Source organism: Pacificibacter marinus (assembly GCF_018860505.1).
Lineage (GTDB): Bacteria > Pseudomonadota > Alphaproteobacteria > Rhodobacterales > Rhodobacteraceae > Celeribacter > Celeribacter marinus_B.
The window spans coordinates 56,351-77,158 of sequence record NZ_JAHKPU010000039.1; the positions used below are offsets into that span (position 1 = coordinate 56,351).

A 20,808-nucleotide genomic window follows, 5' to 3' on the forward strand; every position below is an offset into this window, starting at 1 on the left:
CTATCATAAAGGAGCATCCCATGCTTTTGAAAGAAGACGTGACAGTCCAAATTATTGAAGCCAAAAAGAAAGCGGGTCTCACTTGGGACAGTATTGCAAATGCTATTGGTATGAGCCCAGTGTTCACCCATTCCGCCTGCATGGGCATGAACGCATTTCCCGCGGATAAAGCCGCAGAGTTGGTCAAGTTTTTGGGCCTCACTCAAGACGCTATATCCGTTCTGGTCGAAAGCCCGACAAAAGTCTGGGAACAGGCGGTCCCGACAGATCCGTGTATCTATCGCTTTTATGAAATTGTTGGCGTTTACGGTCCGACGCTTAAAGCGCTGATCCACGAAGAATTCGGCGATGGCATTATGTCCGCAATTGATTTTGAAATGTCGGTGAAACGCGACGCAAACCCAAAAGGCGACCGCGTAAAAATCGAGATGTCAGGTAAGTACTTGCAATATAACGCATGGTAAAATTGCTGGGTTGAGGGCATCTGGGGCGTGCTTGAGCAGGCCGTACCTGCGCCAAAGAGGCTAGCTTTGCACCGGATTTGGGACTAAGTCTGTTTGATATTCATAGTGAGGCACATCAAGTTTTGTGCCCGCTGAAATCGAGGTTTAAACAGGTGTCTGACAATTTGTCATGGGCTAGTACTCGTCCCAAGCGGTTTGTATTTTTAGGAGCTTCTGGGCGTATAGGTCATCTTTTGCGGGCCGTTTGGCCAGCCTCCATCGCCTCTGATTTGCGCGTTGATTGGCAGTTTCGATCCGCACAGCCCACCATTCCAAATGCGTTCGTTTGGTCCGATTTGGCCGATATAAAGCCATTGTTGGATCATGCAAAATCTGCTGATGGCTTGGACGGACTTTTCATTTTTGTGGGTGCCTCGCGTGCCGGTGATAAGACTGACGTCGATCAAATGGCGATCAATGTCTCGCTGGTGGACCAAGCGTTGCAGGCTGCCGTCGCTGCCGAAATCCCCCGCGTTCTTATCGCATCGTCATCTGCCGTTTACGGCGGGGGGGATGGGGTGCCATTTGATGAGAGCAGTGCCTTACATCCGGTAAATGCTTACGGGATGGCCAAACGAGATATGGAAGCTCTCTGTGTCGCGCGCGCGGCAGAGTATGGTATCGAAGTTTGCTTGCTGCGTATCGGCAATGTTGCAGGTGCGGATGCCTTACTTGGACCCACTGAAGGGTGGCAGTCAGGCGACGCGCCAAGGCTGCTTGATATATATCCAGACGGCGATGGGCCGCGCAGATCATATATTGGGCCTGAAAGCCTAGCGGATGTCCTAAGGTGTCTGGCGTTGCTGCCCCAGCCTTTGCCGCAGGTGATCAATGTCGCTGCACCTGTGAGTGTTTCTATGAAGGCGCTGTTAGAAGCTGCGGCTGTCGATTGGGAGCCGCGCCCCGTTTCCGCATCGCCTTTGCAAGACATTGTATTGGATTGCGAGCGCCTCGCAACTCTGTCCGATATTAAAGAATCTGACGGCGCAGCAAATGGTCTTGTTGCACAGTGGCGCAGCGCTTTGGAGGCTCTATGACAATTGGGAAAAGGGTATTTGATGTTGTCTTGGCGCTGATTTTATCGATCCTTCTTGGAGGGGCGATCATTGGGCTGGCTATTGTTCTTTTGATCAAAGAGGGACGTCCAGTTTTTTATCTTTCGGAACGTATGAAGACCCCAACCCAAGGATTTAAGCTGGTCAAGTTTCGCACGATGAAAGTGGTCGCACACGACAGCGGCGTCTCAGGAGGTGACAAAACTAACCGCGTCACACGGTTTGGTCGCTTTTTGCGTAGGGCACGTTTGGACGAATTGCCTCAACTATGGAATGTACTGCGTGGGGATATATCATTTGTGGGGCCGCGCCCGCCTTTGCGTGAATATGTCGAGCGATTTCCCCAAGTCTATGCGCAGGTGCTGAACACGCGCCCCGGTATAACAGGGCTGGCGTCGGTGCGATATCATGCCCACGAAGAGATGCTCTTGGCGCGTTGTACTACAGCGGAACAGACGGACGAGGTCTATGCGCGGGCCTGTGTTCCTCGCAAGGCGCGCTTGGATTTGATTTATCAAGCCCACCAATCAAGATGCCTTGATTTGCGTATTATGATTGAAACCATTTGGCCAAAATTGCGAAAATTTTAACGAGCACTTAAATATATTACGACAGCCTTAAGTGGTATGTTCGAAAAGCACCTTATTGATTATAGTTTGTGCAGAAACTTGCGCTTCGTCTATTTTATCGCCAGATATATTTGATGGTCGTACTGGTATGTGAAGAATGAAAGATGTGTAAGCGCTTATGTTGATACAGGGCCTGACGACGCTACCAAGACATGTCGTGCGCCGCATATTGGTGCTCTCAGATACGTTTTTGATCATAGCTTCTGTCGTGTTGGCGTTTGCATTGCAAGGCGATCTCGCCACATTGTCGACGCCTTCCTTTACCTACGCCTTCTTCGTGGAAATAACCCTTATGGGCGTCACCATTGTGATGAGTCTAAGGCTTCATTGCATTAAGCTTGTGATGTTTAATTCCAAAGATGTCTCTAAAATCGCTCTTGCGACTGGGTGCTTGAGCCTGCTTTTTATAGTGTGTGCGGCCCTGCATGGCGCGACAGGATTGGTCGCTAAAGCACTCATCTTTGGAACTGCATTTTTCTCTGGAAGCGTCGGCGCGCGTGTTGTGACGATTGCAATTTTATCTTATTTTCGTGATAGAAATTCAAACCGACAGTCGGTCGCCATTTTTGGGGCGGGTAGCGCGGGCATTCAATTAGCATCGGCATTACGTCAATCTCACCTTCTGCGGCCGGTGATCTTTTTTGATGACAATCTACACTTACAAGGCATGGCTATCGGTGGCATTCCCGTATTGGATGCAAAGCGGATGAAAGCCAGTTTGGCCTATTACAAGATTGAGATGGTTTTGATTGCGCTGCCTGAAAGTGCAAAGGAGCGGCGCGCTGTAATCATTGAACAATTAGAACGGATTGGTGTCAAAGTGCGGGTTCTCCCCCCTTTCGTTGATATGCTGGCAGGGCGCGGCAACGAGGCCTTGTTCCGAACTGTTGGCGCTGACGAAATTTTGGGCCGTGATGCAGTCGATTTGGAAACCCCTGAAATTGCTAAAACATATGCTGGACGTGTCGTGATGGTGACGGGGGCAGGCGGATCAATCGGTTCTGAATTATGCCGCCAAATTCTAAACTGTCGCCCAGCAAAGATCGTCTTGTTTGAGCAAAGTGAATTCAACCTTTATCAAATCGATTTTGAACTGCGTGACCTTGCTGCGCAACACAAGGTTCAGCTCTCGACGTATTTGGGGTCTGTGACCGACCCCGTGAGAGTGCGCCATGTTTTGGCGCAAGAAAATGTCGAGATTATTTTCCATGCGGCAGCTTATAAACACGTCCCAATCGTTGAAAACAATGAATTAGAGGGGGCAAAAAACAATGTCATCGGCACCAATGTTGTGGCTGAAGCGGCGGCTGAGGCCAATATAGAACGCTTTATTTTAGTCTCTACGGATAAAGCGGTAAGGCCCACCAATATTATGGGGGCAACGAAACGTATGGCTGAGTTGGTCGTGCAGGATTTGCAAACCCGCGAACCAGAGATAAAGTTTTCAATGGTACGTTTTGGCAATGTCTTAGGGTCGTCTGGATCGGTGTTGCCCCTTTTTCAAACACAGATTGAGGCCGGCGGTCCCGTGACAGTCACTCACCAAGAGGTCTCGCGCTTTTTTATGACGATTTCCGAAGCGGCACGACTGGTCTTACTGGCAGGGGCCTATGCCGAAGGCGGTGATGTTTTTGTTCTAGATATGGGTAAACCACAAAAAATCATGGATATCGCGCATAGAATGATTGAGCTGTCTGGCCGCGCGGTTAAAAAACCAGGTTCTGAAACGGGCGATATCGAAATCGTCGTGACGGGGTTGCGGCCCGGTGAAAAGTTATATGAAGAACTTTTACTAGATCACAAAAATTTATGTGCAACCCCTAACCCCAAAATTCTGCGTGCAGAGGAGGCCATGCTGGGACCATTAGAAGTCGCCGGTATGTTGCGTGATCTTAATGCTGCGATCAAATTTGCCAATGCCGCGCATATGCGTGAAATTGTGCGCGAACGAGTTGACGGGTATCACGAACCGCAGGGTGCGTCAGTACAGCAGTATCAAATGGATGAGATCTAATTTTCTCTTTATCGTTGATGTAATGCGCGTCGGGTTTTTGCGCGCTATTGTGCACCACCTTTGTCTGTGATGTGTGCTTTGAGAACTTGCTGACGGCAATTGCGGTTTGACTATTGCTGCCGAAAAGACACGTCCGAAAATTGATTCACGGTTCAGCGGCGTCTCTTGGAATTATGATGCATATTCGAGTGGGTGTTTGGTGAAAATTTGATATGATGGCTCCAACTTAAGAAGCGGGTGGAACAGTGTCTTTGTATTTTCGAAAAAATGTGATCGGTATTGGTTTTGTATCAATGTGCTGTGTTTCCGCCAGCGCTGCGCAAGATCTATCAACGACACGCCTGAATATTATGGGGCGCCAAGGCATCATTGAAATGCCGTCCGCCGAGGTGGCACCCGATGGGCAACTTGCCCTCAGCTATTCGAAATTCGGCAAGGTGACGCGTACCACATTGACCTTTCAGATGACGCCACGCCTGTCTGGCAGCTTTCGATATTCTGGCATTGAAGATTATAGTGATTCATTCGAAACTTATTGGGATCGCTCATTTGATCTAAGCTATTTGCTCATGAACGAGGGCGCCTACCGCCCCGCTGTCTCGGTTGGTTTGCAAGATTTTATGGGAACAGGATTACTGAGCGGCGAGTATATCGTCGCGACCAAATCGATTGGTGATAAGTTGCAAGTGTCCGGTGGTTTGGGCTGGGGACGTTTGGGCAGTTATAACTCCCTCGGCTTTTCGCTAGGCGACAGGGATACCTCATATTTGGACACTGGCGGAACCTTCAATTTCGGTCAATGGTTTCAGGGCGAGGCAGCGATCTTCGGCGGCCTGAGCTATCAGTTGAACGATAAATTAACGGTCTTGGCAGAGTATTCTTCGGACGCCTATACCACAGAAGTCGAACAAGATGTGTTCACTCATAAATCTCCGATCAACGTCGCTCTTGATTACAAGCTTGGTCAAAATACATCTGTCACAGCATTCTTTTTGCATGGCGACGCTGTTGGGCTGCAATTCTCAACGGGGCTAAATCCGAAAAATCCGAAGGTTGCAGGCGGGATCGAAACTGCGCCACTTCCCATCCGTCCTCGACCAAGCCGTTCGGCTGATCCTGTCGGTTGGTCTGGCGAATGGGTCGCCGAAGTTGGTGATGCCAGTGGCATTCGGTCTGCTTTGGCAAAAGCAATGGCAGAAGAAGGCTTGGCGCTTGAAGCTATGTCTTTGACAACCACACGGACAGAAGTTCAGTTTCGCAATAAGCGCTATGGTGCTCACTCGCAGGCTTTAGGGCGTTTGGCACGGATCATGACGCGAGCATTCCCTCCATCTGTTGAGACTTTCGTGTTGACAGAAACGCTTGATGGACTGCCTATTCATTCCACTGTCTTGCCGCGGTCTAAGTTGGAAGCCTATGAATTTTCACCCGCGCGCAGCATGCTGGATGCCGCGACATTTACCGACCCGCTCAGCTTGCAGGCGGATGACTTGGTGGCACATGAGGATGCCTTCCCGAACACGCTTTGGTCTGTGGCACCTTATTTGGCTGTATCGGTTTTTGATCCGCAGAGCCCCGTCCGGCTTGACTACGGAGTTCGTGGGCAAATCAACTATGAAGTGGCGCCTGGTTTCAGCTTGGATGCCGCCGCAACGTTGCGCGTGTCTGGCGATATATCAGACGAAGAAAATGACACCAACGATTCAAAAATACAGAACGTGCGGACCAGCGCGCGCGAATACGACAACCGTGTGCAGCTCGAAAAACTGACAGCGAATTGGTATAGTCGGCCTGCCCAAAATCTGTTTGGCCGTGTGACTGTTGGCTATCTTGAAACTATGTACGGAGGTGTTTCAGGCGAGGTGCTTTGGAAAAAGCCGAACAGCCCGTTTGCTTTGGGCGCGGAGCTCAATTACGCCGTCCAGCGCGATTATGACGATCCCTTTGGTTTTCGCGACTACGACATCGTGACGGGACATGTGTCTGCCTATTACGCCTTTGAGGGTGGATTTCATGGCCAGCTTGACGTGGGCAGATATCTTGCTGGTGATTGGGGAGCGACGGTGTCTGTTGATCGTGAATTCAACAATGGCTGGCGCGTTGGGGCTTATGCGACCCTTACGGATGTCCCGTTCGAAGACTTTGGTGAAGGATCTTTTGATAAGGGCATCCGTTTCACCGTGCCGTCAGCATGGTTTGCTGGCACGCCAACGACAGAAACAAATGATTTCGTTATCCAATCTTTGACCCGTGACGGTGGGGCCAAGCTGAGTGTTGGCGGTCGTCTGTATGACCGTGTTCGAGGGATGCAAGGCGCTGACATCGAATCGCGTTGGGGTAAATTTTGGAGATGATGATGCAGTATAAAACTGCTGCAAAATTGATGGCTGCCTGTGTCGTTTGTTTATCTCTCGCAGCTTGCGGCAACGATGTTCAGGCGCGCCGTGGTACGGATACAGTTAAGGAGTTGGCTGTTCTTGCAAAGTCGCGTTTGTTTGGCAAAAAAGCTGAACCGGCCGCGCCAGCAGACCCCGTCGCAATGATCGATTATGCTTTGAGGGCTGTCCCTGATGCGCCGTTGCAATTCATTTTGATGGAAAAAACTGGCGGCTTTGCTGTGTCCACCGTTCAGGGGGTGAATGGTCGGAATGTGACGTGGATTTCTCCGGATCAGAAATCGATAACGTTAAAAACAGGTTTGTTGGCGGCGACGCGCGGATTTGGCGGTGATGTCATGTCCATTGAACAGGGTGGCGCTGAGCGGCTTGTGTCGCAGCGTAGATCAGGGCAGGTGCAAAAGACCTATCGATTTTTGAATGGTTTGGATCAAACTGGACGGTTCGTCGTCAATTGTAATATTTCCGTGGGCAGCACGGATCATGTTTCATCGGGTGAAATATCTGTGACGGCTCAAGTGATGACGGAATCCTGTCAGTCCGAGGGCGGCGCTGAGTTTACAAATACCTATTGGGTCGACATGTCTGGACGCATGGTTCAATCGGTCCAATGGGCGGGCCCTGATGTGGGCACAATCGTCTTTCGGCGTCTTCGCTTTTAAAAGACCGGAACTTCACCGAGAAAAGCGACAGAATTCATAAGGGCTCGCCACGTGTGAGCCCTTTCTCGTTGGAGCCCAAAAATTGAGACACAAAAAAACGGCGACCTAAAAAGATCGCCGTTTTAAAACTTATGAGGCGAGCGCCTGAACTTACTTAGAGTTCAAAGCAACTGCGACTGCTACTGCACCGAGCAAGAGCAATGCAGCGCTGCCGCCGAGAGAGCCCATAGAAGAAGAAGAAGACTCTTCAACAACAACAGGTGCTACTTCGATAACTGGATCGGAGTAAGCGCCAGCCAAAGAAGCAGACGCAGAAGCTGCAACGATAGTTGCCGCAAGGATAACTTTTTTCATAACCAAATCTCCATCAAGAGGTATTCACTCGACCACTCGGTCAAGCTCCACAAAGATGTGGCACATTCTTTTACACATATAAACCCCAAACTTCTGTTGGCAATGTCGCGTGAGGGGGGAGTAGTGGCACAGACAGCACATTTTTGGCGATTTGGTGCCCGTATTTGCCTAAGTTGATGCAAAACTCAAAAAACTCCCCGTAAATGCAGGGCCCTATATCGAGACTCCAGCGTAGGCAACGTGACAGATTCTCTGTGGACAGCTGACTATGTTTCAGGCACTCGAACGAGAAGAATAAAGGATTTCCAAATGATCAAAGGTCTGGTCTGGCTCATCGTTGCGTATAGCCTCAGTCAATTCTATCGTGCATGTCTTGCCGTTTTCGCGCCCGTTTTGAAAACCGAAATTGGTTTACAAGCAGATCAGGTGTCGACTGCTTTGGGGATTTGGTTCCTTATCTTTGCAGCCATGCAGATTCCTGTGGGGTGGTTGTTGGATCATCGATCTCCGCGAAAATCCGCATCAATTTTGCTGGCAATTGGTGGCGGTGGTGGCGCATTGGTCTTTGCCATGGCTCAAGGGCCTTGGGGCATCTACACTGCGATGGCGCTGATTGGTATCGGGTGTTCTCCGGTGCTTATGTTATCTCTGTACATATTTGCACGTAGCGCACCCACTGATCGTTTCGGGACCTTGGCGGGGCTTGTGGTTGGGTTGGGATCACTTGGCAATCTTGCCGCCTCCGTGCCGTTGTCATGGGCGATGTCGCTCATCGGATGGCGGGGGGCCTGTTTGGTCTTGGCTGGTGCGACGATAGTCATCGCATTGGCACTGAGTAAGTTCGTACAAGACCCCCCCGCTGTAGATCATTCGAACGCGGAAAACCGCACCGGATTACGTGACCTTTTAAAAATCTGGCCATTATACCCAGTCTTGGCGATGGCAGCGGTGGCCTATGCCCCAGCTGCGGGGTTGCGCGGCAGCTGGGCAGGGGGCTACTTGTCCGATGTGTCTGGCCTGACGTCTGATGGCATTGGGCGTGTGACGTTTTTTATGGCTTTGTCGATGATTGCTGGCGCGCTGGCCTATGGCCCGATGGATCGAATCATCCGCAGTCGAAAACGCATCGTATTGATTGGTACGTTTATCGCATTAGCCTGTCTTATTTGGCTTTGGCTTGGCGCTGGGACGCAAAGCGTATGGCAGATTTCTGCTCTGCTTGTTGGGATCGGCTTTTTTGGGTCTGCTTATGGTCAAATTATCAATCACGGGCGGCTTCTTTTGCCTGATCGCCTCACCGGACGTGGAGTGACATTGATCAATTTATTTTCCATCGGCGGTGCAGGGCTGTTTCAAATGGGGAGCGCTCGTGTATTCGCTGGCGCGATGCAACATACTGATGAAGCCATTGTCGGCTATCGCGCGGTTTTTGGTCTTTTTGTCGTATTATTAAGCATTGGATTTCTGATATATCTGACGAGTAAAGAACGGAGGACTTGAGAAAAAATATGACGCAACGTGATGCCAGTATACAAGTTATTGCGCCGAATTTAAAACGGCGACTGTCGGGGGTGACCACGACAGTTTTACGTTTGATCCCCGTGCAAGCGCGCCATATTGACATCCGCGCCACAGGCCCCGGTTTGACGCAGGGTATCCCTCATATTTCGCTGTGGCGGGTCATGTTCTTGCCCAGAGACACATGGCGCGTGTGGCATGCGCGGCGTAACAATGAAATGATCCTCGGGTTGTTGCTGCGCAGCGTATTTCGCCGCAAATTTAAATTACTGTTCACCTCTGCGGCTCAGCGTGACCACAAACCCTTCACCAAGCGGTTGATCGCTAAAATGGATGCTTTGGTCGCGACCTCACCGCAGGCTGCCGGTTTTCTAGATCACCCCGCGACAGTGGTCATGCACGGCATTGACACAGATGTATTTCACCCAGCGGAAGACCGTTTGGCTATCCGCGAGGAGCTGGCGCTTCCCCAAGGGTTTTTGATCGGGTGCTTTGGGCGTATTCGGCCACAAAAAGGACAAGACTTGCTTGTCGAGGCGGCGCTTGAACTTTTGCCATCACGGCCAGATATTCATATCGTTTTCACGGGGCGCGCCACGCAAAAATTTGAAGCGTACCAGGCGGACTTGGAAGCAAAGATCGCACAGGCAGGACTGTCAGATCGCGTTAAATTCCTAGGTGAAATCCCTTGGGATGATGTTGTGCGCCTGTATCAAACTTTGGATGTGTTCACGACGCCAGCAAGATGGGAAGGATTTGGGCTGACGCCAATTGAGGCGATGGCATGTGGGACACCTGCCGTGGCGTGCCACGAGGTTGGCGCGTTTGATACGCAAATCGTTGAAGGTGAAACGGGGCATTTGATAGAGAAGGGCAGCGCGCCAGCTTTGATCGAGGCTCTCAAGCGCATGATGGACGACAGAGTTGGCACCGACAAAATGCGCGTGGCGGCGCGCGCACATGTTGAACAGCATTTTTCCATAGAGAGAGAAGCCCAATCTTTGATCGAAATATATAAACGACTGCTGTCATGACGCTTTGGGATAGGTGCCTGTTTCGATTTGCTGCATGGCGAAATGATGATGCTGTGCTTGGGCGATCAGCATCGTCCATTGACGAAATTGCGCAGGAGATGGCTGGAAAGCGTATTGCGATTGTCGGCAATGCGCGTGCGCTGGCAAAGTCGGATCTTGGCGTTCAAATCGATACCTGTGATTTGGTGATCCGTATCAATCGCGCCCCGATGCCGAGTGTCGAAAGCCATGGTGCGCGCACCGATTGGCTGGCGTTGGCAACGGCTTTGCCGCGGGATCAGTTCCAAGCCCTTGAGGCTTCGCGACTGATTTGGATGTCGCATAAGCGCAAGCGGTTAAAATATTGGATGGGGCAGACTGGCGGTTTCATCCTGTTCCCTCGAACCAATTATGAGGCCTTAAAAGTTAAATTGGGTGCTCAGCCAACAACAGGCGCGATGTTGCTCGATTTTGCAGCCCAGTCAAATGCGTCAGAAATCCATCTCTTTGGCTTTGATTTCTTTTCCAGCCTGTCATTATCGGGGCGCAGAGATGCGGCAAGTGTGCCGCACAATTTCACGTCAGAGAGCGATTTTGTACACTCACTGATAAAATCGGACCATAGAGTGACGCTTCACCCTATGGAATAAGGGGCATCAAGGATTCTGCCTTTACAAATCCGCACAAATTGCTATCTCCCAGTGCTGTCATTGGACATAAGGAGTACCCCTAATGGGTTATAAAGTCGTCGTCGTAGGTGCCACAGGCAATGTGGGTCGCGAAATGCTGAACATTCTGGCTGAACGCCAGTTCCCTGTAGATGAGATCGCTGTTTTGGCGTCCCGTAAATCTATGGGCACGGAAGTGTCTTTCGGCGACAAGACCCTGAAGACCAAGGACCTTGCGACCTTTGACTTTACCGGTTGGGACATGGCTTTGTTTGCTGTGGGATCTGAAGCGACCAAAGAGTACGCGCCGAAATCGGCTGCAGCTGGATGTGTTGTGATCGATAACTCATCTTTGTACCGTTACGATCCGGAAATTCCGTTGATCGTGCCTGAGGTGAACCCAGATGCGATCACAATGTATTCCAACAAAAACATCATCGCGAATCCAAACTGTTCGACCGCTCAGATGGTTGTTGCGTTGAAACCACTGCATGATCGCGCAAAAATCAAACGCGTTGTAGTGTCGACTTATCAATCCGTGTCTGGCTCAGGCAAAGACGCGATTGATGAACTGTGGGATCAAACCAAGGGCATGTATGTGCCTGGCCAAGAAAAGCCGGCAAAGGTGTACCCAAAGCAGATCGCCTTTAACGTTATCCCGCAAATCGATGTGTTTATGGATTCCGGCGACACCAAAGAAGAATGGAAGATGATCGTCGAGACCAAAAAGATCATCGACCCGTCTATCAAAGTCACAGCGACCTGTGTGCGCGTGCCTGTGTTCGTTGGCCACTCTGAATCTATCAACATCGAAACCGAAGAGTTCTTGGACGAAGACGAAGCGCGCGATATCTTGCGCGAAGCACCAGGCATTTTGGTGGTCGATAAACGTGAACCAGGTGGCTATGTCACGCCCGTCGAATGTGTTGGTGATTACGCCACATTCATCTCGCGTATTCGCCAAGATGTGACTGTTGAAAATGGCCTGAACCTATGGTGTGTTTCTGACAACCTGCGCAAAGGTGCTGCTTTGAATGCGGTGCAAATCGCTGAGTTGCTTGGGCGTCGCGTGCTCAAAAAAGGCTAATCACACCTAAGGTGATGACTATACTCTTAACAAAAGGGCGCTTAATGGCGCCCTTTTTTGTGCCGATTTGATTTGTTTCCTGCGCTTTGTTTAAGGTTATGGCGAGTGAACGCTTTGGGCATAGGGCAAAGACCACGTAGGGGTCTATATGATCAGCGAAGACCTGTGCGAGATCGTCCAAAACAAATTCGCAGCACGTGTCGGGTTTACGAGCAAACACATCGTATAAGTGCCATCCTGTAAGTCGGCAATGAATCGCCCTTTTGTAATGTCAGATGATCTCATGACTTGCGATTAAAGCACTGTCATAGAAGAGTTCCTTCAACCCATCGGAGGAAAACATGACCCCCAAATCCATTACAACGATTTTCGCCCTGACTGCCGCAACTGCACTTGTGCCCAGCGTGGCATTTGCTGATCTGGTTAAGGCACGCAGCGTGGTGTCTGAGGCCACGATCTATGTGCAAGGTGCGAATGTAACCCGCGAGGCGACTGTCACGCTTCCCGCAGGACAGCATCAAATCACCCTTCTCGATATTCCGGTCGATTTCGGAACACTTGAGGCCGATAGTTTGAAAACACGGGTAAGCGCCGGTGTGCTCGGTCAGGTTTCAGTTGCAAAAGAGACCTTGGAGGAGCGCGATGTTTTGGCACGCCTCAGCGGCCTACCTGAATATACGGCTTACCTTGAGGTTAAGGACAAACTGGCGTCAGCCAAGCAAGATGTCGAGGCTATAGACTTGGAAGTGACGGCCGCTGGCGATGCGTTGCTGTTTATCAGCGGACTTAAAGCCCCCGAAAACGCGACTGCCGCAACGATCGCGGAGTTTTCTCAGATGGTTCGGGCGCAATCGCTTGAGGCGCGTTTGGCCGCACAAGATGCGAAGGTGCGTGCGCGGGCGGCATCTGAAACAGTTCAGGAATTAGAACTAGACCTAAAGGCAGCTGAAGCGGAACTGGCTAAAATTGCCCCCCTTACAGAAGATCGTTTGCGGGTGACGTTTGATTTGACACTTGCATCGGCGGGTGAGGTGGATATCTCGCTTTCATATTTCACAACTGACGCCAGCTGGGCGCCGGCCTATAAGGCTGACCTTGATACCGTCGAAAATACGTTGAATTTGGAACGGTCTTTGGTCGTGCTGCAAAACACCGACGAACCTTGGGTCGATGTCAATCTGAACGTATCGACGGATATGCCATTTCAGGATGTCGCGCCAAGTGAGTTAAGCGAATACATTCGCCGTATCATGGACCCAATCCAGCCGCGTGCGGTGCAAAAAATTGACATGCAGGCAGAGATGGCGATGTCTGTAGCGGAACCTATGATGGATGCAACACCTGTCGTGATCGAAGAGACGGCGATGGTCCAAACTTATGGCCTCAGTCAGACTTATACCTATCCACGCCCTGTGACGTTGCTGTCTTCGGATGCAGCCCATACTGAGTTGGCGATGGATGCAATTGCACTTACACCTGATCTGACCGTGCGTGCTGTGCCGCTCTATAATGATGCAGGTTATTTGGTTTCTGATTTGACGAACGACAGTGGCGAAGCGTTGTTGCATGGCCCCGCCAAGCTGTTCCGTGATGGTGTGTATGTCGGGACGCATACTCTAAAGACCGTTGTTGAGGGCGCCGAATTTGAAATGCCCTTTGGGCGTGTCGACGGCGTCAAGGTCTCTCGTGTTGTTTTGGGTCGCAATGAAGGTGATCGCGGCTTTATCTCTAAATCCAATGAAACCAGCAGCAGTGTGCGTCTTGATGTCGAAAACCTGACAGCGCGCGCTTGGCCCGTCGAAGTTTTGGACCGCGTGTCTGTGTCTGAGCAGGACGATCTTGTTATTGATTGGACCGCCACGCCTATGCCGACAGAGCAGGGGGTAGGTGATCGCCGTGGCGTGTTGAGCTGGCGTTTTGATCTGCCTGCAGGTGAAACCAAAAGCATCACAGTCGATGAAAATCTGCGCTGGCCGGAAGGGAAAACTCTGCGCTAGGTCACACAGAACTATACCGTATACGGCGACATTTTACGGCGGCGCTCTGTTTTCGAGTGTCGCCGATTCGCGTTGTATAGGCCTGAATTCAGGTGAGCCACAGATTTGCCACAGTGCTGCCACCCATTCGGCAAGGCTCTGAATCAATGTTAACTATGACTTCGGGGATGCGTCAAATTTTAACTTTCGCGGGTGGTGTTTTTATGCATTTGTTTTTGCTAGATTAATTGCCATTCCCTGAACCTAAGGATGCTAAGAAACCGTAGTTGTTTCAAATTCGATTGAAGGTTTAATACGCGTATTTCGATGTTTGTGGTCACATGTATTCAAGGGTTCCGGGGGCTCGGAACACAGAGGATGGAAACATGATCGATACAAACACAAACACCTGTCAGGCCATCAATACCGTAGATGAATTCGGCGGCGCGATCACTTTTGAGTGGGCCGCTTATGCAGCCAAAGCGGCCTCGCGCCATGCCAATCACAATCTGACTTCAGAAGCGCGCAACGCAAATGTGATCGTTCTTGGCGGCCATCGTGACGATGGTGATTTTCGCCCAGACCTCGGCGTGCGCCTCGCGATTGCTGCGTAATGTTTCGACGCATTCAGGGCCCTTGGCCTAAAATAGACAATTGAAGGACACCAAATGATTGATTTTATCGCCAAGGCCCGCACGAACCGCATCATCGCTTTGAACCTCAGTAGCAAAGGGACCGAGATGTTCTTTCCTGAGGATGATACCGCCAAACGAGCTGGCAAGGTTCATACTGGTCGCCGCGCAGTGACACATGTGTCCAGACCAATGCGCCTGCGCTCGCAGTCTGTTCAGACCTCTGCAATGATCGAAACACCGCATTCAGACATGGTTGCCAATGTTAAAACGCACCACGCACCTCAAGATGTCTTTGTCCTGACCCAAGAGTTTGTGATCCTCGGTACGCCGCGTGCTGCTGCGTAAGAGGTTTAGATTGGGATAAACGACTTCGAAGCGGTGTCATACTGATGCAGCGATCCGTCGCCGATGTCATTCCAAAGTCCGTGCAATGTTAGGCTGCCGTCTTCAACGGCACTTTGGACAAAGGGAAAGGTCATCAAGTTTTCAAGCGACACGAGCACAGCCTCTTTTTCAAGGGCGCGCGTCCGATCTGCTTCCGGTAAAGATGCAACACGTTCATAGCCAGGGCGCATGATGTCCATCCAGCGTCCGATGAAAGATGATTTTTCTTCAAGTTCTGGCGCAAGGCCTGCACACATATCGTGACAGCCTTTGATGCCGCCGCAATTTGAGTGACCCAAAACAACCACATGCGCCACTTTGAGTGCGCTCACTGCATATTCGACTGCAGCCGACGTCCCATGGTGATCGCCATCTTGCGTAAACGGAGGCACCAGATTGGCGATATTGCGGTGAATGAAAAATTCGCCTTGGTCTGCGCCGAATATAGATGTCACGTGAACGCGCGAGTCGCAGCACGAAATGATCATCGCACGAGGGCGTTGCCCCTCATCCGCCAGACGACGATACCAAGCTTTATTCTCGGTGTATGTCGTGGCTTTCCAGCCAACGTAACGCTGAACCATATAGGTTGGTAGGTGTTTGACATACTTCATTGGTGCGCGTCCTCTTAAAGGTGGGCTTTTGTATTCGTTCAAATGTAGAGAAATTTTGAGTGGCATTCGAGGGAAAAACCACTTGGGCTAAACCTTTTCTTGAGGCCTTTACGTCAATGTAGGGACACAGCGCGTGGGGGCGTGCATAACATTGGGGTGTTATAATGGTGGTGAAGAGGTTGCGACCTATAGGGGTCGTACATGTAAACAAAGAACGGCTAGATCAGCTTTACGCGCAACTTGGTGATTCAGGGGCTGACGGTGTCGTATCGCGCGCGATGGAAGAGCTCGCTGTGCGTTTGGCCAAAGTCGACAGTTGTTACAAAAAAGGACAGTTGGAAGACATGAAAAAAGCCGCGCGATCAATGATCGCTATTTCTGAACAAATCGGCATGGAAACCTTTGCCAATGTCGCCGCAGATGTGAACAATTTGGCGACCTTAGATGACGGGACTGCTCTGGCGGCCACTGTCGATCGCTTGATGCGCATTGGGGAAAACTCCCTTCTGGCTGTTTGGGATTTACAAGGCGCTTCCGTCTAGGCAGGTGCAAAATGCGCGGGTATTGGGTCGTCCGTTGGCGATCCAGCTTGCAGGTGGCGTTGGATAGGTTAGGCTGAGTTGAAACACTCACAAGAGCTTGTCCAATGCCACTTTTTTTTGCTGAACCTACATCCGAGTCAATCCCGCTACACCTCGTTTTAAGCAGTGAGACTGATAACTTTATTTCATCGCGATCTGACCAAGAGGCCTCATGGCTGAGGGCGAATGGATTCACAGGGGCCGCAGGGGCTGTATGTGTGATACCATCCGCGAGTGGTGTTGGCGCGGTTGTTGCTGGACTTGGGTCTGAGGCCGACCTTAAACGTACACGCTTTGGCCTTGCCGATATACGCAGCAAGCTGCCTAAGGCGACCTATCATTTGATCACGACGCTAAACGGCGCACAGCTTGATGAGCAAGTTTTGGGCTGGCTTTTGGCTGGTTATGTCTTTGACAGGTATGTGCAAAAATCATTGCCAAGCGCACAATTGCTCGCCCCCAAAGGTGTGGATGCTGCGCGTTTAGAAGCTATCGCACAGGGCGAATTTTTAACGCGTGATCTGATCAATACACCGGCGTCCGATATGGGACCGGCAGAGCTTGAAGATGCCGCGAACGTATTGGCGACAAGCTTTGGCGCGCAGATTTCAACCATCCAAAGCGATGCGCTTTTGGATGAAAATTTTCCAATGATCCACGCAGTTGGACGGGCATCTCCGCGTGGACCACGTTTGATCGATATGCGCTGGGGCAACAAAGGCCCTAAACTGACATTGGTTGGTAAAGGTGTTTGCTTTGACACGGGCGGGTTGAACCTGAAGCCGGGATCATCCATGGGTTTGATGAAAAAAGACATGGGGGGTGCCGCCACTGTGTTGGGTTTGGCGCATATGATCATGGCGCTGAATGTGCCTATTCAGTTACGCGTTTTGATCCCCGCTGTTGAAAATTCGGTATCGGGCAATGCGTTTCGCCCGCAGGATATTTTGACATCCCGCAAGGGTTTGACCGTCGAAATCAACAATACAGATGCCGAAGGCCGTCTTGTTTTGGCAGATGCTTTGGCCTTAGCGGATGAAGAAGACACAGACCTGATTGTCTCGATGGCCACCCTGACGGGTGCTGCTCGTGTGGCTGTGGGGCCTGACCTATCACCATTTTTTGCCACGCAAGCACAAGACGCAGCAGCAGTGGTAAAAGGGGCTGAGGCCGCAAGCGACCCCGTGTGGCAATTGCCCTATTGGGACCCTTACGAGAAAATGATTGAACCGGGTATTGCCGATCTCGACAATGCACCTGCGGGTGGTATGGCGGGGTGCATCACGGCAGCATTGTTTTTGCGTCGCTTTGTAACGGAAACGCCGCGCTATATGCATTTTGATGTGTATGGATGGTGCCCGTCGTCCTTGCCTGGCCGCCCCAAAGGCGGTGTCGGCATGGGGGCACGTGCGCTTTTGGCTGCTTTGCCAGATCTTTTGAACCATGACTGATCGACGCCTAACGCCTGCCAATGACCGTGTAGCTTTGAAGGGATTTGCGCTGCAGGGCCAGACTGAAGTTGTGGCTGAGGCGTCATCCGTCACCAAGCCTGTGGCTGATCTGCGCGATGAACCAAATGGAGCACGCGCGCGTCAATTGGTGATGGGCGAACACTTTGATGTGTTTGAGCGTCACAACGGTTGGGCTTTTGGGCGTGCAGCACGTGATGGATATGTGGGCTATGTCGCTGAAGGGGAACTTGGGTTTCCTTTTGTACCAACTCACTGGATTTCCGCGCGTGCTACGCATTTATATCCTGAAGCCGATTTTAAATCTGAGGCACGCGAAAGCCTGTCCTTTGGGTCACGCATTCGCGTCGTGGATGAGCGGCATAAGTTTGTCGAAACGGACACGGGGCGCTTTGTGCCCAAAGCGCATGTGCGTCTTATTGAACGACCTTTTTCTGACCCCGTGACTGTGGCGCAGCTCTTTTTCGGAACGCCCTATCTATGGGGGGGCAATTCCAGCTTTGGGATCGATTGTTCCGGTTTGGTACAAGCGGGCTTCACGGCGTGCGGTTTGGTCTGTCCGGGCGATAGTGACCAACAAATGGACTTGGGGCAGGTTGCCTCTGGCGCATATGAGCGCGGTGATTTGTTGTTTTGGAAGGGCCATGTTGCGCTTTGTGTGGATGGTGAGACGTTGATCCATGCCAGCGAGCATTATATGGCTGTGGCCTATGAGCCGATTTTGAAAGCGATTGCGCGGATTCAAGCGCAGGGAAATGGGGCCGTGACGGCGCATCGTCGCCTGTAGCGATCAATCAACTGAGCGGATCAGCTTACGATCAAACACGCGCAACACATTGCGCAGCTCGTGACCCCGTTTTAAAATCTGCCCGTCCATACCGATCACAGAATACATGCCTTGGCGGCCGCGCAGTTTGGGGCGTTTTTCTATGCGATACATCGGATGCTCTGCTGTGCGCCTAAATACGGAAAACACCGCGACATCCTTTAAAAAGGACATCCCGTAATCGCGCCATTCGCCAGCGGCAACCATTTGTCCATAAATTCCGAGAATCGCACCGAGCTCATGCCGGTCGAAGGCAACTTTATCGTATGCGGTTTTTGTGATCGGAAAGGGCGTTGGTGTCGTCATTGTTCAAGATTGGGCGCAAAAAGACAACAAATCAAGAGATTACCTAGAGGTAGAAAATTTTGCCAAAATGTTTGCCCCAGTGTTGCCACAAAAAGAACCGGGCCTTTCCTTGTTCGCTTCCACTTTTCGCCTGCTTTTAAGGGCAATACTAAACACAGAGCGAGAACGCTTACCCCGAGGTCGCGGTTTAACAGCCCCCACCCAGTTCGCGATCTCGGGGATCTCGCTCTAAGTCATTGTAAAGTCGAGGCAGGCAATCCTGCTTCGGCTTTTCATATTTGCAGGCCTTAGTCGTGCAATGTCGGCACATATATGCCCACATATTGGTGGTTTTTGGCAAGCGATATCACGCTCAAGCCCAACGAGTTTGGCATCTGGCAGATTTGTGAGTTTTGTTTCAAAATAATTCGAGTAGGGTTCAACTTGTATATGGTTGCAATATCATTCGCCTTGGATGATCTCGTAGCCTAAGTCAAAGAGTTCACAGGAGATCTACAATGAAAAAAATCCTCACGGCATCTGCCGTTTTTATCAGTCTTTCTATTGGCGCAATCGCACACGATGGGGTTGAAAACCAAGCGGTTGCTGACCGTATGGCAGCGATGAAAGCTATTGGCGGTTCAATGAAAACGCTTGGCGATATGGCCAAAGGGGCGACCGAATTTGATGCAGCCGCTGCACAGGCTGCAGTTGATACACTTGAAGCACAATCTGGTGCGCTACCTGCACTGTTTGAAGCTCAAGAAACCGATCCGGAAAGCGAAGCCAAGCCAGAAATTTGGACCAACTGGGACGATTTCGTATCCAAAGCGAACAGCTTGAATGCAGCCGCTGCGGCGATCACAATCACAGATGCCTCATCTGTCGGGCCAGCATTGGGTGCTGTGGGTGGTTCCTGTAAAGATTGCCATTCAGAGTACCGCATGTAAGCGATACACGACGCTCAAAGCGTAGCAATCGGCTCGTCCCGTTCAATTCAGAATTGGTGTGGGGCGGGCTATGGTTGGAATTCGAATCCAATTCCAGCGGCAATCAGCGCACTGGACCTTTTGATCTAAAAGTGACCAAGATCGTTTGCGACTTACGTGCGCTTGAATTGTTTCAAAAAGGTCCGTTCATATGATCCCTGGGTTTGCACACCGAAAACGGTTTTCTGATCTGTCAGAGCAGGACATTATTGCGCTTGCGATTTCGTCAGAGGAAGACGACGCGCGCATTTACAGGACGTATGCGCATAATCTGCGCAAAGACTTTCCAAACAGCGCTGCGATTTTTGATGAGATGGCTGTTGAAGAAGATGGTCACCGATCCGCGCTGATCGAACTGCACCAAAAACGGTTTGGTGATGTCATTCCTATGATCCGCCGCGAACATGTGTCTGGCTATTATGCCCGTAAACCTGTTTGGCTGATTGAAAACCTGTCTTTGGATCGTATCAGGTCTGAGGCCCGCGGGATGGAGCAAGCCGCCGAGGTATTCTACCGCAAAGCCGCAACGATGACCCAAGATGCGGCCACACGCGATCTGCTGGGACGTTTGGCGGCGGCAGAAGCCGGCCATGACGAAAAAGCGGCTGTCCTTGAAGCCACGCATCTGGATGGTGACAAGCGCTCAAGCGAAGACAGCGACGCGCATCGCAAGTTTATTTTAACATGGGTGCAGCCTGGCCTTGCTGGTTTGATGGATGGGTCTGTTTCGACGCTTGCGCCTATTTTTGCCACGGCCTTTGCGACGCAAAGTACTCATACGACCTTTCTTGTTGGTCTAGCGGCCTCTGTGGGGGCGGGTATTTCAATGGGCTTTACCGAAGCTGCATCTGACGATGGTCAGCTGTCTGGTCGAGGCTCGCCAATCAAACGTGGCATCGCCGCTGGCGTTATGACAACTATTGGCGGGTTGGGTCACACGCTGCCATATCTTATTCCAGATTTTTGGACGGCGACCATCACCGCGTTCTTCGTTGTGTTTGTTGAGCTGTGGGCCATTGCTTGGATTCAAAATAAATACATGGAAACCCCATTCATGCGCGCAGTTTTTCAAGTCGTTTTAGGGGGCGGACTGGTCTTTGCCGCTGGCGCTTTGATCGGGGGCGGGTAAGGTTGGCCCAAAGGAGACCTG

21 protein-coding genes are annotated in these 20,808 nt (G+C 51.1%); 18 read left to right on the forward strand and 3 right to left on the reverse strand.

The window, feature by feature from the left end; all coding sequences use genetic code 11:
* Window positions 1-20: 20 nt before the first annotated feature.
* From cynS to KO503_RS14335, 6 genes are all read left to right on the forward strand, one after another.
* Window positions 21-464, forward strand: coding sequence for a cyanase (gene cynS / locus KO503_RS14310; RefSeq protein WP_215992236.1), 444 nt, complete (start codon window positions 21-23; stop codon window positions 462-464).
* A 152-nt stretch (window positions 465-616) separates the two neighbouring features.
* Window positions 617-1,540, forward strand: coding sequence for an NAD-dependent epimerase/dehydratase family protein (locus tag KO503_RS14315; RefSeq protein WP_303505291.1), 924 nt, complete (start codon window positions 617-619; stop codon window positions 1,538-1,540).
* Entirely contained in the window at window positions 1,537-2,148 is a 612-nt protein-coding gene (locus KO503_RS14320; RefSeq protein ID WP_215992238.1) for a sugar transferase, read from the forward strand. The genes KO503_RS14315 and KO503_RS14320 overlap by 4 nt, the downstream gene beginning before the upstream one ends.
* Window positions 2,149-2,530: 382 nt before the next feature.
* Window positions 2,531-4,201, forward strand: a complete 1,671-nt coding sequence (locus KO503_RS14325) for a polysaccharide biosynthesis protein (protein ID WP_252731106.1) — start codon at window positions 2,531-2,533, stop codon at window positions 4,199-4,201.
* Between the two features lie 251 nt (window positions 4,202-4,452).
* Window positions 4,453-6,555: a YjbH domain-containing protein gene (locus tag KO503_RS14330; RefSeq protein ID WP_215992239.1), complete on the forward strand. Its 2,103-nt coding sequence runs from the start codon at window positions 4,453-4,455 to the stop codon at window positions 6,553-6,555.
* 2 nt (window positions 6,556-6,557) lie between these two features.
* Complete coding sequence (locus tag KO503_RS14335) at window positions 6,558-7,259, forward strand: YjbF family lipoprotein (protein ID WP_215992240.1); 702 nt, start codon at window positions 6,558-6,560, stop codon at window positions 7,257-7,259.
* 150 nt (window positions 7,260-7,409) lie between these two features.
* Here the strand turns inward: KO503_RS14335 and KO503_RS14340 are convergent, their stop codons facing one another.
* Window positions 7,410-7,613: a hypothetical protein gene (locus KO503_RS14340; RefSeq protein ID WP_215992241.1), complete on the reverse strand. Its 204-nt coding sequence runs from the start codon at window positions 7,611-7,613 to the stop codon at window positions 7,410-7,412.
* A 309-nt stretch (window positions 7,614-7,922) separates the two neighbouring features.
* On the opposite strand from KO503_RS14340, the gene KO503_RS14345 reads away from it, so the two are divergent.
* From KO503_RS14345 to KO503_RS14375, 7 genes are all read left to right on the forward strand, one after another.
* Window positions 7,923-9,113, forward strand: coding sequence for an MFS transporter (locus KO503_RS14345; protein ID WP_215992242.1), 1,191 nt, complete (start codon window positions 7,923-7,925; stop codon window positions 9,111-9,113).
* Between the two features lie 8 nt (window positions 9,114-9,121).
* The gene (locus KO503_RS14350) at window positions 9,122-10,165 is read left to right on the forward strand and encodes a glycosyltransferase family 4 protein (protein ID WP_215992243.1); all 1,044 of its coding nucleotides are present in this window, start codon (window positions 9,122-9,124) and stop codon (window positions 10,163-10,165) included.
* Window positions 10,162-10,794 carry a glycosyltransferase family 29 protein gene (locus tag KO503_RS14355; protein WP_215992244.1) on the forward strand — a complete coding sequence of 211 codons (633 nt, stop codon included), beginning with the start codon at window positions 10,162-10,164 and terminating at the stop codon, window positions 10,792-10,794. The genes KO503_RS14350 and KO503_RS14355 overlap by 4 nt, the downstream gene beginning before the upstream one ends.
* Before the next feature lie 82 nt (window positions 10,795-10,876).
* Complete coding sequence (locus KO503_RS14360; protein WP_215992245.1) at window positions 10,877-11,899, forward strand: aspartate-semialdehyde dehydrogenase; 1,023 nt, start codon at window positions 10,877-10,879, stop codon at window positions 11,897-11,899.
* A 341-nt stretch (window positions 11,900-12,240) separates the two neighbouring features.
* A complete protein-coding gene (locus KO503_RS14365) occupies window positions 12,241-13,896 on the forward strand; it encodes a DUF4139 domain-containing protein (protein ID WP_215992246.1) in 1,656 nt (551 codons plus the stop codon).
* Window positions 13,897-14,261: 365 nt separating this feature from the next.
* The gene (locus tag KO503_RS14370) at window positions 14,262-14,489 is read left to right on the forward strand and encodes a hypothetical protein (protein ID WP_215992247.1); all 228 of its coding nucleotides are present in this window, start codon (window positions 14,262-14,264) and stop codon (window positions 14,487-14,489) included.
* Window positions 14,490-14,543: 54 nt separating this feature from the next.
* The gene (locus KO503_RS14375; protein ID WP_215992248.1) at window positions 14,544-14,855 is read left to right on the forward strand and encodes a hypothetical protein; all 312 of its coding nucleotides are present in this window, start codon (window positions 14,544-14,546) and stop codon (window positions 14,853-14,855) included.
* Between the two features lie 5 nt (window positions 14,856-14,860).
* Here KO503_RS14375 and KO503_RS14380 read toward each other — a convergent pair whose 3' ends face one another.
* Window positions 14,861-15,508, reverse strand: a complete 648-nt coding sequence (locus tag KO503_RS14380; protein WP_215992249.1) for a carbonic anhydrase — start codon at window positions 15,506-15,508, stop codon at window positions 14,861-14,863.
* A 164-nt stretch (window positions 15,509-15,672) separates the two neighbouring features.
* Between KO503_RS14380 and KO503_RS14385 the strand changes: the two genes are divergently transcribed.
* The 3 genes from KO503_RS14385 to KO503_RS14395 all read left to right on the forward strand — a co-directional run bounded on the left by KO503_RS14385 (window position 15,673) and on the right by KO503_RS14395 (window position 18,345).
* The gene (locus tag KO503_RS14385) at window positions 15,673-16,050 is read left to right on the forward strand and encodes a hypothetical protein (protein ID WP_215992250.1); all 378 of its coding nucleotides are present in this window, start codon (window positions 15,673-15,675) and stop codon (window positions 16,048-16,050) included.
* Window positions 16,051-16,154: 104 nt separating this feature from the next.
* The gene (locus KO503_RS14390) at window positions 16,155-17,540 is read left to right on the forward strand and encodes a leucyl aminopeptidase family protein (protein ID WP_215992251.1); all 1,386 of its coding nucleotides are present in this window, start codon (window positions 16,155-16,157) and stop codon (window positions 17,538-17,540) included.
* Window positions 17,533-18,345 (forward strand): NlpC/P60 family protein, encoded by an 813-nt coding sequence (locus tag KO503_RS14395; protein WP_215992252.1) that lies wholly within the window; start codon window positions 17,533-17,535, stop codon window positions 18,343-18,345. Before KO503_RS14390 ends, KO503_RS14395 begins: the two co-directional genes overlap by 8 nt.
* A 3-nt stretch (window positions 18,346-18,348) precedes the next feature.
* Here KO503_RS14395 and KO503_RS14400 read toward each other — a convergent pair whose 3' ends face one another.
* A complete protein-coding gene (locus tag KO503_RS14400) occupies window positions 18,349-18,690 on the reverse strand; it encodes a DUF2794 domain-containing protein (protein WP_215992253.1) in 342 nt (113 codons plus the stop codon).
* Window positions 18,691-19,187: 497 nt separating this feature from the next.
* Between KO503_RS14400 and KO503_RS14405 the strand changes: the two genes are divergently transcribed.
* Window positions 19,188-19,619, forward strand: coding sequence for a c-type cytochrome (locus KO503_RS14405; RefSeq protein WP_215992254.1), 432 nt, complete (start codon window positions 19,188-19,190; stop codon window positions 19,617-19,619).
* Window positions 19,620-19,809: 190 nt separating this feature from the next.
* The gene (gene mbfA, locus KO503_RS14410; protein WP_215992255.1) at window positions 19,810-20,787 is read left to right on the forward strand and encodes an iron exporter MbfA; all 978 of its coding nucleotides are present in this window, start codon (window positions 19,810-19,812) and stop codon (window positions 20,785-20,787) included.
* The last annotated feature ends 21 nt before the right edge of the window (window positions 20,788-20,808 follow it).

Excerpts from the sequence above, each read along its gene's own strand:
- cynS (WP_215992236.1), top strand. The coding sequence starts at position 21 with ATGCTTTTGAAAGAAGACGTGACAGTCCAAATTATTGAAGCCAAAAAG.
- KO503_RS14390 (WP_215992251.1), top strand. The coding sequence starts at position 16,155 with ATGCCACTTTTTTTTGCTGAACCTACATCCGAGTCAATCCCGCTACAC.
- KO503_RS14320 (WP_215992238.1), top strand. The coding sequence starts at position 1,537 with ATGACAATTGGGAAAAGGGTATTTGATGTTGTCTTGGCGCTGATTTTA.
- KO503_RS14375 (WP_215992248.1), top strand. The coding sequence starts at position 14,544 with ATGATTGATTTTATCGCCAAGGCCCGCACGAACCGCATCATCGCTTTG.
- KO503_RS14350 (WP_215992243.1), top strand. The coding sequence starts at position 9,122 with ATGACGCAACGTGATGCCAGTATACAAGTTATTGCGCCGAATTTAAAA.
- KO503_RS14370 (WP_215992247.1), top strand. The coding sequence starts at position 14,262 with ATGATCGATACAAACACAAACACCTGTCAGGCCATCAATACCGTAGAT.
- KO503_RS14325 (WP_252731106.1), top strand. The coding sequence starts at position 2,531 with ATGTTTAATTCCAAAGATGTCTCTAAAATCGCTCTTGCGACTGGGTGC.
- KO503_RS14380 (WP_215992249.1), bottom strand. The coding sequence starts at position 15,508 with ATGAAGTATGTCAAACACCTACCAACCTATATGGTTCAGCGTTACGTT.
- KO503_RS14355 (WP_215992244.1), top strand. The coding sequence starts at position 10,162 with ATGACGCTTTGGGATAGGTGCCTGTTTCGATTTGCTGCATGGCGAAAT.
- KO503_RS14395 (WP_215992252.1), top strand. The coding sequence starts at position 17,533 with ATGACTGATCGACGCCTAACGCCTGCCAATGACCGTGTAGCTTTGAAG.
- KO503_RS14335 (WP_215992240.1), top strand. The coding sequence starts at position 6,558 with ATGCAGTATAAAACTGCTGCAAAATTGATGGCTGCCTGTGTCGTTTGT.
- KO503_RS14405 (WP_215992254.1), top strand. The coding sequence starts at position 19,188 with ATGAAAAAAATCCTCACGGCATCTGCCGTTTTTATCAGTCTTTCTATT.
- KO503_RS14340 (WP_215992241.1), bottom strand. The coding sequence starts at position 7,613 with ATGAAAAAAGTTATCCTTGCGGCAACTATCGTTGCAGCTTCTGCGTCT.
- KO503_RS14360 (WP_215992245.1), top strand. The coding sequence starts at position 10,877 with ATGGGTTATAAAGTCGTCGTCGTAGGTGCCACAGGCAATGTGGGTCGC.
- mbfA (WP_215992255.1), top strand. The coding sequence starts at position 19,810 with ATGATCCCTGGGTTTGCACACCGAAAACGGTTTTCTGATCTGTCAGAG.
- KO503_RS14400 (WP_215992253.1), bottom strand. The coding sequence starts at position 18,690 with ATGACGACACCAACGCCCTTTCCGATCACAAAAACCGCATACGATAAA.
- KO503_RS14365 (WP_215992246.1), top strand. The coding sequence starts at position 12,241 with ATGACCCCCAAATCCATTACAACGATTTTCGCCCTGACTGCCGCAACT.
- KO503_RS14385 (WP_215992250.1), top strand. The coding sequence starts at position 15,673 with ATGGTGGTGAAGAGGTTGCGACCTATAGGGGTCGTACATGTAAACAAA.
- KO503_RS14345 (WP_215992242.1), top strand. The coding sequence starts at position 7,923 with ATGATCAAAGGTCTGGTCTGGCTCATCGTTGCGTATAGCCTCAGTCAA.